The organism is Pantoea sp. NSTU24 (assembly GCF_050157905.1).
Classification (GTDB): Bacteria; Pseudomonadota; Gammaproteobacteria; order Enterobacterales; family Enterobacteriaceae; genus Pantoea.
In genome coordinates, this window is the sequence record NZ_JBKIWZ010000003.1 from 123,292 (window position 1) to 132,997 (window position 9,706).

The window sequence follows — 9,706 nt, forward strand, 5'->3', positions numbered from 1 at the left end:
AGGTCACCTGCTATGAAAACGTTATTACCAACATCCACTGCGGGCAGCTTGCCTAAACCCTCATGGATTGCGCAGCCAGAGGTTCTCTGGTCACCCTGGAAACTGCAGGATGAAGAGCTGGTTGATGGTAAAAGAGATGCCCTGCGTCTCTGCCTGGATGACCAGGTGCGGGCCGGTATCGATATCGTAAGCGATGGCGAACAGACCCGTCAGCACTTCGTGACCACTTTTATTGAGCACCTCAGTGGTGTGGATTTTGAAAAGCGCGAAGTGGTTCGTATCCGTAACCGCTACGATGCAAGCGTGCCAACCGTGGTGGGTGAAGTCTCTCGTCCGAAATCAGTATTTGTTGAAGATGCAAAGATTCTGCGCAAGCTGACCGATCGTCCAATCAAGTGGGCGTTACCGGGCCCGATGACCATGATCGATACGCTGTATGACAACCACTACAAAAGTCGCGAAAAGCTGGCCTGGGAGTTCGCCAGAATCCTGAACCAGGAAGCGAAAGAGCTGGAAGCGGCGGGTGTCGATATCATTCAGTTCGATGAACCCGCATTTAACGTTTTCTTCGATGAGGTGAACGACTGGGGTATTGCCGCGCTGGAGCGTGCAGTTGAGGGCCTGAAGTGTGAAACCGCGGTGCATATCTGCTACGGCTATGGCATCAAAGCCAACACCGACTGGAAAAAGACCCTGGGCACAGAGTGGCGTCAGTATGAAGAGGTTTTCCCGAAACTGCAGCGTTCGGCTATAGATATCGTCTCACTGGAGTGCCAGAACTCACGCGTACCGATGGATCTGATCGAGCTGATTCGCGGCAAGAAAGTCATGGTCGGTGCCATCGACGTGGCGACCCATGAGATCGAAACGCCTGAAGCCGTAGCCGACACCCTGCGCAAGGCGCTGCAGTTTGTGGACGCGGAAAATCTCTATCCGTCCACTAACTGCGGCATGATCCCGCTGCCACGCCATGTTGCGAATGGCAAACTTCATGCGCTGAGCGCGGGTGCAGAGATTGTCCGCAGAGAAATCCTGGGCAAATAATTCCTCACCGAACGCGCTATCCGGCCAGCCGCGCTGGCCGGATAGCGCACATATCACCTTTCTTCAGCCGTTTTATTACCTCCCGCCTTTTCTGCGCGTATTCAGCGACTTAATGCGTTGCAATTCTGAAGAGACATGGCATTTTCTGGCCTCAGCCGATATAACTGAGCGTTCATCCCGCCCTCCAAAGGAATCACATGACGTTTTCGCACGAACTGCTGCTGATTTTCACAACCTATCTTGTTGCAACGGCCAGTCCCGGACCGAGCAACATGGCGATTATGGGCACGGCAATGAAAAGGGCAGAGGTGCCGCGCTGGCGCTGGCAGCAGGGGTAGTGAGTGGGTCACTGCTCTGGGCCCTGTTGGCCGCCTGTGGTGTGCTGACCGTGCTGGCTACGTTTGCTCAGCTGCTGATCGTGCTGAAAATTGGCGGTGGTGTTTATCTGCTCTGGCTGGCGTTTAAAGCGGGTAAATCAGCTTTACACCGGACGGATGCCGCTGCCCTGAACGCCAGCGAGGAGCGGGTTGCTTATGCCCGGCTTTTCCGGCAGGGCATCCTTATGCACGTCGGCAATCCTAAAGCGATTCTGACCTGGGTGGCCATTATGTCCTTTGCGATGAAGCCGGATGGCGACGCGATGACACTGCCGACCATTATTGGCGGCTGCGCGGCGATTTGCGTCTGCGTGTTCGGCGGCTACGCGCTGCTGTTCTCCACTGCCGTAATGAGCGCCTTCTACCTGCGCATCCGGCGCGGGCTTGATGCGCTGTTGGCCTGCTGCTTTGCGCTGGCAGGGCTTAAACTGGTCTTCAGCCGAAGCTAGCGGCTAATGCGCCGGGTCTGCCGATGGCCCGGCACCTCAACCTGCAAGGCGATTAAATGAAAGGCGCATGTCTGTGTGAAACCGTGACGTTTGAGATTGCCGTCACGCCTGTATTGTATTACCGCTGCCACTGCTCCCTGTGCAGAAAACAGAGCGGAACCGGCCATAATCTCGCGACACTGGTAAAAGAGCGTGACTTCACCTGGTTATCCGGAGAGACGCAGATCGCGTCATGGTCCAGACCGAGTGGGTATCGATGCGACTTCTGCTCCTGCTGCGGCTCTGCGGTACCAAACCGCTTGCGTGGCCATGCCTGTATCTGGATCCCGGTGGGGTTGCTTAATGAACCTGTCGATATGCAGTGCATCGGGGATTACTGCACCGATGACGCGATGCCCTGGGACACCCTCCGGTCCGCATCTGACCACGCCGGGCCGGTCGCGTCGCTGAATGCGCTGTTAGTGAGCCTGAAGCTCGTTGATTAATGGCCTGAGCGTTACCTGCGAACGTTTAATGCCCAGTGTTCTGAGCAGGCCTTAATCTCATCCAGAGAATGAAGCTGAATTTTTGGCAGGCTGACCCGATCAAAGATCTGCTGATGGCGTTTCCGGTTCTGCGGGGCGGTGCGGATAATATATTTCAGCATCGCCAGGGTCACCGGATCGCGGTCAGAACCCAGCCCGCCAATGCGCCGGGCAGAGGAGAAGCACCTGCGGATGTATCTGAGCAGAGCCACTGGCACGCTGACATCCAGCAGAATCAGCCCTGTGGCGTGAGCGAGTCGCTCTTCAAGGCATCGGGTGTAATTTCCCTCGATGACCCATCTATCCTGACTTACCGCCTCAGTATGCAGCTGAAGAAATTCTGCTGTTGCTCTGGGCCGCCACTGACTTCCCGGAACATGGTGAAGCTGATCAAGATAGACGACAGGTAATGAGGTTTTGCGGGAAATCGCGTCTGCCAGGGTCGATTTTCCACTGTTCGACGGACCCATAATACATATACGTGGTCCGAGCGCGTCTAACGTGAGGAGGGTATTCACAACGTTTCCTCTGACTGTTACCTGTGGGGGTGAAAGCGCAGTAACGTTATCTCTGTCGCTCATCTGAAAAGGCGACGGCCATGATAAACGACAACAGGGTAACTCGTCACAATACGCTGATGCCGGACGTACAGGACAGGCGGATGAGGTCGCCGCCCCCGACATAAACGCCTGAATCGCATTCACCCGCCGGTACTGGCGTTCGCCAGAAAACATTTTCAGTGCCTCGCATATTCCTGCCGCAGAGGCAGGCTCAATGTCGGCAGGTGGTCGCATCGAAGAACAACAGCCAAAAAAAAGCGAATACACATTTACAAATTTAAATGTGTAAATATAATGGCGACTTTTCACGCATCAGAGGATTTTTTTATGCCGTCACTGTTTAGCCCCCTGAATCTGGGCGATCTCAGCCTTCGTAACCGCATCGTCCTGCCGCCGCTGACCCGCTGCCGCAGCGAACAGCCGGGCAACATTCCCGGTGAGATGATGGTGGAGTATTACCGCCAGCGTGCCAGTGCCGGGCTGATGATCACCGAAGGCACCCAGATTGAGCCACGCGGGCAGGGCTACGCCTGGACGCCAGGCATCCACAGCGAGGCGCAGATCGCGGGCTGGAAAAAGGTGACAGAGGCGGTCCATCAGCAGGGCGCCACAATTTTCTGCCAGCTCTGGCACGTAGGCCGCGTATCACACAACGAACTTCAACCGGGTAAAGAAGCGCCGGTTGCCCCCTCGGCCATCGCCGCCGACAACGTGCGGGTGTTTATCGAAACCGGACCGGGTACCGGGATGCTGACCGCGCCCAGCGAGCCACGCGAACTGACTACCTGTGAAGTCAAAGAGATTGTGGCGCTCTACCGGCGTGCGGCAGAGAACGCCAAAGCCGCTGGATTCAACGGCGTTGAGCTGCATTCCGCCAACGGTTATCTGATTAACCAGTTTATTTCGGCACATACAAATTTCCGCACGGATGAATATGGTGGCTCGGCGGAGAATCGTCTGCGCTTCCTGCGTGAAGTGGTTGAGGCCGTCAGCGCAGTCTTTGGCAGCCATCGGGTAGGTGTCCGGTTTGCGCCCCTGTTTTCGAGCACCGATGAGGAGCGCGTTTACCTCGGTCTGGTTGAAAGCGATCCGCACGCCACCTATATCCGCGCTGCACAGCTGCTGAATACGCTGGAAGTGGGTTACCTCTCTATCGCAGAAGCGGACTGGGATAACAGCCCGGCCATGCCGGAGAGCTTCCGCATCGCACTGCGTGACACCTTCCGTTCGCCAATCATCTATTCCGGCCGCTACACCGCGGAGAAAGCGCAGCAGATGCTGGAAAAAGGCTGGGGCGATCTGTTTGGTTTTGGCCGCACCTTTATCGCCAACCCCGATTTGCCAGCGCGTATCCGGTCAGGTTATCCCCTGAATGCGGTGGACCACGCCTCGCTGTATGGCGGCGATGAGAAAGGGTATACTGACTATCCATTTTATCCATCCTGATACACTGTGAGGCGGCATGTCCCCGGAAAATGCCCTGAAGCTGCTGGCCAACCCCACGCGAGTGGCCGTGCTGAAGTGGCTCAAAGAACCTGATGATGCGTTTGCGGGCTATTCGCAGCTCTATCCCTTCGATCAGTACGGTGTCTGCGCCAGCCTCATTCAGGATAAGGCGGGCTTATCACAGCCCGCTACCTCGTTATGCCTCAAGGCCCTTCAGAGTGCCGGTCTGCTCGAAGCCAGCAAAGTGGGCAAATGGACCTACTATCGCCGCGCCGAACAGCGTATCCGGGAAGTTACGGACACCCTGACGCAGGCGCTGCAGGCGCTCTGAACGTCTTAGCCCTGCGGCGTCGTCAAACGAACCGGGGTTGCCTGTCTTTTTTCCCCGCACTTTCTGCGCCGCCTTTATGCCCGCGTCTTGACGAACCCGTCCGCTTAACTTACAACTAGACCCGTCAGGGGAGTCTCGCCGGAGAGACTGAGAGGCTGATAGCGCATCGCGCGGCTTAGCGACCCTTAGAACCTGACCCAGTTGATACTGGCGTAGGAAGACGGGTATCGCAGCCGATACTTGCCGCAGAGGCGCATACGCCTTTGCCTTTTCCCTCTGTATCACGGGTCTTCGTTAACAAAAACGAGGGCAATGTGAAAAATCTCATCCTGAAATCTTCACTTTCTGCCGGGTGGCAGTCATGAGCCGCTGGTCGGTACTTGGCAGCGGCGTGGCCGGGCTGTGTGTCGCCACGCTGCTGATGGAGCGCGGAGAAACGGTCGAAATTATTACACAGCCAGACTGCCGTGCCGCGTCTCACTGGGCGGGCGGGATGCTCGCGCCCTGGTGCGAAGCTGAAAGCGCACCGCCGGAGGTGATCGCCTGGGGCCAGCACGCGGCGAGCTGGTGGGCGAAGCGCGTGGCGGGCGTGGAGCAGCACGGCACGCTGGTGGTGGCGCCACCGCGTGACAGCCGCGAACTCACCCGTTTTGCCCGCCTGACCCAGGCGCATCAGTGGGTCACGCCCGGCGACATCGAGCCCGCGCTGGAAAACCGCTTTGCCCGCGGCCTGTTCTTTGCGGCGGAAGCGCATCTCGATCCGCGTCGGGCGATGCAGCAGCTGCACGACACCCTGCAGCAGGCGGGCGTTGCCATTCACAGCGGACAACCCACCGGCAAAATCATCGACTGCCGTGGTATTCACGCCGCTGCTCAACAACCTCAGTTGCGCGCGGTGCGGGGTGAAATGGTGATCCTGCAGACGCCCGACATCCAGCTTTCCCGTCCGGTACGGTTGCTGCACCCCCGTTTTCCCTGCTATCTGGTGCCGCGTGCCGGGGGGCACTTCATGCTGGGGGCGACCATGGTCGAAAGCCACGACAGCAGCCCGATCAGCGCCAGAGCGATGATGGAGCTGCTCAGCGCCGCCTACAGCCTGCATCCGGCACTGGCCGAAGCCCGCATCGTGGAAAGTGGTACCGGCCTGCGACCCGCTTATCGTCCGAATCTGCCGGAGGTGCGCTACGAAAATGGCCGATTTTCGCTGAATGGCCTCTATCGCCACGGCTTTTTACTGGCCCCGATGATGGCCGAAAAACTTATGCTGCAACTGACCCGGGAGATGACACATGCAGGTTGAACTCAATGGACGCACAATCGAAACCGCTGCCAGCACGCTAGCAGAACTGATGGCAGAGCAGCAGTTCGACATACGCAGCGTCGCCACCGCCCTGAATGGCGCGTTTGTGCCGCGCAGCAGCTATGCCCGCCAGCAGCTTGAGGCGGGCTGTCAGGTCGAAGTTCTGTCACCGATGCAGGGAGGATAATCATGTTCTATCAGTTCGAACCGCAGTCGCGATTCCTGCTCGGCACCGCCGGGTATCCCTCGCCAGAGATCCTCCATCAGGCGATTGACATTTCCGGCACGGAAATCATTACCGTCAGCCTGCGCCGCGAGGGTAGCGAAGGCGGGGCTTTCCGCTCGCTGCTGCAACAGGTGAATAAACGGATTCTGCCCAACACCGCGGGCTGCCACACGGTCAAAGAGGCGGTGACGACAGCGCAGATGGCTCGCGAACTCTTCGATACCCCGTGGATCAAGCTGGAGGTGATCGGTCACGCCGACACGCTGCAGCCCGACCCCTTTGCGCTGGTAGAAGCCGCCCGTATCCTCTGCGCCGAGGGTTTTCAGGTGTTTCCCTACACGACGGAAGATTTGATCGTGGGTGAAAAACTGCTGGAGGCGGGCTGCGAAGTGCTGATGCCCTGGGGGGCGCCTATCGGGTCCGGTCAGGGACTGCGCAACATCGAAGGGCTGCGTACTATGCGCGCCTGGTTCAGCGATGTACCGCTGATTATTGATGCGGGCATTGGCGCACCCGGTCAGGCAGCGCAGGCGATGGAAATGGGCTTCGATGGCGTGCTGCTCAACACGGCGGTGGCCAAAGCACGCGATCCGGTGCGGATGGCCGGGGCCTTTGCCGCCGCGATTCACGGCGGACGTGAGGCGTTTGAGGCGGGTTTGATGGAGCCTCGCGATATGGCATCGGCCTCGACGCCGATTTTTGGGCTGGCACAGTTCAGTTAAGGAGCGGCGATGGATCGTTATCAGCGACAGACCATGCTGCCGGAGATCGGGGACGCGGGCCAGCAGCGGCTGAGCAGGGCACGGGTCCTGGTGGTGGGGGCGGGCGGACTCAGCGCGGCGCTTCTGCCGTTACTGGCGGGGGCGGGCACCGGCTTTATTCGTCTTTACGACGGCGACCGGGTAGAACTGCACAACCTTCATCGGCAGACCCTGTTCGGCGTTGAGGATGTGGGGCAGCTAAAAGCCCTGTGCGCACAGCGCGCACTGGCCGAGAGAAATCCGGCGTGTCTGGTTGAGGCGCATCCCTCTGCACTCAGCGCCAGTCAGTTGCCACAGGCGCTGGAGGGGATCGATCTGGTGGTCGATGCGGCGGATAATTTTGCCATTACCTACCAGCTTTCTGATGCCTGCTATCCGCGAGGCGTACCGCTGATCTGCGCGTCGGTGCTGGGACGCAAAGGTTACGTCGGGGGATTCTGCGGCGGCGCACCGGGTTATCGCGCGCTCTTCCCGCAGTTGCCAGCCGCCGCAGCGAACTGCAATACCGCTGGCGTCATGGGACCGGCTGTCGCGACGCTGGGGGCGATGCAGGCGCAGATGGCGCTAAGCGTTTTGTTAGATCTGACGCCGTCGCCGCTGGGCTGCATGATCCACTGCGATTTTGTTGGGTGGCACATCCGCCGGTTCCGCTTTGACGATGCGCAGGAGCCTGATGGGCCCGTAACGCCTTTCATCGATCGGTCGATGCTGACGGAGGAGGACTGCATCGTGGAGTTGCGTAGCCTAGAAGAGGCGCCGGTCAGCGTCGCCGGGCGGGTCGAACGGATCCTGCCGCAGCAGATGGCGAGCTGGCAGCCACCGGCGCATCAGCGCGTGGTGCTGGTCTGCGCCAGTGGACTGCGCGCCGCCCAGGCGGCGGAAATGCTTGCCGCGCGGGGCATCACGCGGCTGGCGCTGATGGCGGCAAATAGCCTTTAACGCTAAATCACTTCAACCAGCTGGAAGGTTTCGAAAATCAGCTCCATTTCGGCGTGGAAATAGCCTCCACGCTGGAAGTAGCGCTGATGCTCCTGACGCCAGTAGTCAAGGCTCAGATCGCCTTCGCCTTCCATCATCGCCATCTCAGGGGTCACCCGGTCAAAGCGTGTCAGAAACAGTCCGGTGGTACGGATCACACAGACGGGCGTCTGTTCGCCATTCAACACAATGGTGTAGCCGCCCGGCTGTGGCAGCGGATCCTGCTGCTGCCAGCTCCGAAACTCACCACAGGTAGCCACCTTTTTTCCGGCGATAATCAGTGTCGCCAGCTCATCTGCTAATTCCGGAGAGTCACCAAAGGCATCGGTTATCGCATCCGGGTATTTTTCCCTGATCTGTTCCAGCGTCATCGTCATCTGCAAATCCCTGTTGAGTCGCGCGTCTCCGGCGCTACCGCAGCCACCGCGTTATGATAAGTCGCCACCGCGGCGCAGGTGCCGCTAAGGCTGAGAGCGGGACAGCTTAACCGCCCTGATGGCAGAAAAACAACTCTGATGTCAGGCAATTGCGTCTGCCGGGCGGAACGGTGAAGCGCATCACATAATCACGTTACCCATGATTAACGCGTCAGGAAACGTGCCCAGTGCGCAATGTCGTCACCGCTGCCGATCTCAGGCTGTACCAGACCATTGACCATAAAGGTGGGTGAAACGTGAATGCCATTCTGCCGGGCATATTTGCAGTGCCACTTAATGGCATTCTGCAGGTCAGCCTGATCGAATGCGGCAAAAGCATCCACGCCGCTGTACGCCTTCAGGCGCTCAAGGATCTGATTCGGGGTGGCATCGCGGTTCGGGCCGGTACAATGATCGATGAACTCAAACTCTTCACGATGATCGGCCACCGCCTGCATCACCTGCTTCGCGGCGGCTTTACTGTCACAGGCCGCGGCAAGGATATAGCGCACGATCAGACCGGAAAAGAGGTGCCAGGGCTGTGACTGCAGACGAATTTTCAGTGTCATCTGCTCTTCACCGACGTGCGCCAGTAATGCGTCCAGTTTATTGAATGCGCGTACCGAAAATGGACAGGTGGGTTCCAGAAAGACTTCGAAAACGGCAGGGCCGTGACCCCAGACCAGGCTATCGGCAGGTTGACTCATCAGTAACTCCTTCATGATAATCGGAAAAACAGGGCATTTTACTCTGGCAAATCATCAGGACATCAGCCAGTTAATCATCGGCTGTAATTGTTACAAAAAGCAGCAGTCAGCTGCGGCACGGCGTGAAGCAGGCGACAGGCCGGTGCATTAATCGTTAGAATTGCTGGTTTTAGCACGTGCTATAACGCGCTTCATCTTTGCTGGCGAGCCACTATAGTTAGCAGCAGATTAATGAAATTATATCTGCGACGCGTTAGCTAATCGTATGGCTGAGCCGACAAGCGTGAAAAGAGGTTAATTTTGTATAACGATCTCACCTGGAGAACGCTCCATCGCGTTATTAACCAGACGATCTCTGACATGCTGGATGAGCAGCAGACTATTAATGTGTTGTCACTGCGCGCCCGACTGCATGAAAGGGCGGAAAAAGAAGAAGATGAAGTGATGGTGCTCTGCTACTGGCAGGCAAGCAAAATTCTGATGCGATTACCTCCTTCCGTTACCGCCGAACAGCTCATTCAAGCCGCCCGCCACGCTTTCCGCACGCCGCTGGATCATGATCTGCTGTGAATCATGCTGCGTCTGAT

12 protein-coding genes, 1 pseudogene and 1 riboswitch are annotated in these 9,706 nt (G+C 58.1%); of the genes and pseudogenes, 10 read left to right on the forward strand and 3 right to left on the reverse strand.

What is annotated here, in order from left to right:
* Positions 1 to 12 precede the first annotated feature (12 nt).
* The 3 genes and pseudogenes from ACLHDD_RS19195 (at position 13) to ACLHDD_RS19205 (ending at position 2,355) form a co-directional block, all read left to right on the forward strand.
* Positions 13 to 1,044 (forward strand): methionine synthase, encoded by a 1,032-nt coding sequence (locus tag ACLHDD_RS19195; RefSeq protein WP_427105426.1) that lies wholly within the window; start codon positions 13 to 15, stop codon positions 1,042 to 1,044.
* Positions 1,045 to 1,241: 197 nt separating this feature from the next.
* A pseudogene (locus ACLHDD_RS19200) lies at positions 1,242 to 1,870 on the forward strand (LysE family translocator).
* Between the two features lie 56 nt (positions 1,871 to 1,926).
* Positions 1,927 to 2,355, forward strand: coding sequence for a GFA family protein (locus tag ACLHDD_RS19205; RefSeq protein WP_427105427.1), 429 nt, complete (start codon positions 1,927 to 1,929; stop codon positions 2,353 to 2,355).
* An 11-nt stretch (positions 2,356 to 2,366) separates the two neighbouring features.
* On the opposite strand, the gene ACLHDD_RS19210 is transcribed toward ACLHDD_RS19205, so the two are convergent.
* Complete coding sequence (locus tag ACLHDD_RS19210) at positions 2,367 to 2,912, reverse strand: AAA family ATPase (RefSeq protein ID WP_427105428.1); 546 nt, start codon at positions 2,910 to 2,912, stop codon at positions 2,367 to 2,369.
* 369 nt (positions 2,913 to 3,281) lie between these two features.
* Between ACLHDD_RS19210 and ACLHDD_RS19215 the strand changes: the two genes are divergently transcribed.
* From ACLHDD_RS19215 to ACLHDD_RS19240, 6 genes are all read left to right on the forward strand, one after another.
* Positions 3,282 to 4,400 (forward strand): alkene reductase, encoded by a 1,119-nt coding sequence (locus tag ACLHDD_RS19215; protein ID WP_427105429.1) that lies wholly within the window; start codon positions 3,282 to 3,284, stop codon positions 4,398 to 4,400.
* A 16-nt stretch (positions 4,401 to 4,416) separates the two neighbouring features.
* The gene (locus tag ACLHDD_RS19220) at positions 4,417 to 4,731 is read left to right on the forward strand and encodes an ArsR/SmtB family transcription factor (protein WP_427105430.1); all 315 of its coding nucleotides are present in this window, start codon (positions 4,417 to 4,419) and stop codon (positions 4,729 to 4,731) included.
* A 116-nt stretch (positions 4,732 to 4,847) separates the two neighbouring features.
* Positions 4,848 to 4,967, forward strand: a riboswitch (TPP riboswitch).
* A 125-nt stretch (positions 4,968 to 5,092) separates the two neighbouring features.
* Positions 5,093 to 6,031 carry an FAD-dependent oxidoreductase gene (locus tag ACLHDD_RS19225; RefSeq protein ID WP_427105431.1) on the forward strand — a complete coding sequence of 313 codons (939 nt, stop codon included), beginning with the start codon at positions 5,093 to 5,095 and terminating at the stop codon, positions 6,029 to 6,031.
* Entirely contained in the window at positions 6,021 to 6,218 is a 198-nt protein-coding gene (thiS, locus tag ACLHDD_RS19230; RefSeq protein WP_427105432.1) for a sulfur carrier protein ThiS, read from the forward strand. The genes ACLHDD_RS19225 and thiS overlap by 11 nt, the downstream gene beginning before the upstream one ends.
* A 2-nt stretch (positions 6,219 to 6,220) precedes the next feature.
* Positions 6,221 to 6,979: a thiazole synthase gene (locus ACLHDD_RS19235; RefSeq protein WP_427105433.1), complete on the forward strand. Its 759-nt coding sequence runs from the start codon at positions 6,221 to 6,223 to the stop codon at positions 6,977 to 6,979.
* Positions 6,980 to 6,988: 9 nt separating this feature from the next.
* Positions 6,989 to 7,957 carry a HesA/MoeB/ThiF family protein gene (locus ACLHDD_RS19240; protein ID WP_427105434.1) on the forward strand — a complete coding sequence of 323 codons (969 nt, stop codon included), beginning with the start codon at positions 6,989 to 6,991 and terminating at the stop codon, positions 7,955 to 7,957.
* Positions 7,958 to 7,959: 2 nt separating this feature from the next.
* Here ACLHDD_RS19240 and ACLHDD_RS19245 read toward each other — a convergent pair whose 3' ends face one another.
* Complete coding sequence (locus ACLHDD_RS19245) at positions 7,960 to 8,373, reverse strand: ASCH domain-containing protein (protein ID WP_427105435.1); 414 nt, start codon at positions 8,371 to 8,373, stop codon at positions 7,960 to 7,962.
* A 203-nt stretch (positions 8,374 to 8,576) separates the two neighbouring features.
* Positions 8,577 to 9,119: a DsbA family protein gene (locus ACLHDD_RS19250; protein ID WP_427105436.1), complete on the reverse strand. Its 543-nt coding sequence runs from the start codon at positions 9,117 to 9,119 to the stop codon at positions 8,577 to 8,579.
* A 300-nt stretch (positions 9,120 to 9,419) separates the two neighbouring features.
* On the opposite strand from ACLHDD_RS19250, the gene ACLHDD_RS19255 reads away from it, so the two are divergent.
* The gene (locus tag ACLHDD_RS19255) at positions 9,420 to 9,689 is read left to right on the forward strand and encodes a hypothetical protein (RefSeq protein WP_427105437.1); all 270 of its coding nucleotides are present in this window, start codon (positions 9,420 to 9,422) and stop codon (positions 9,687 to 9,689) included.
* The last annotated feature ends 17 nt before the right edge of the window (positions 9,690 to 9,706 follow it).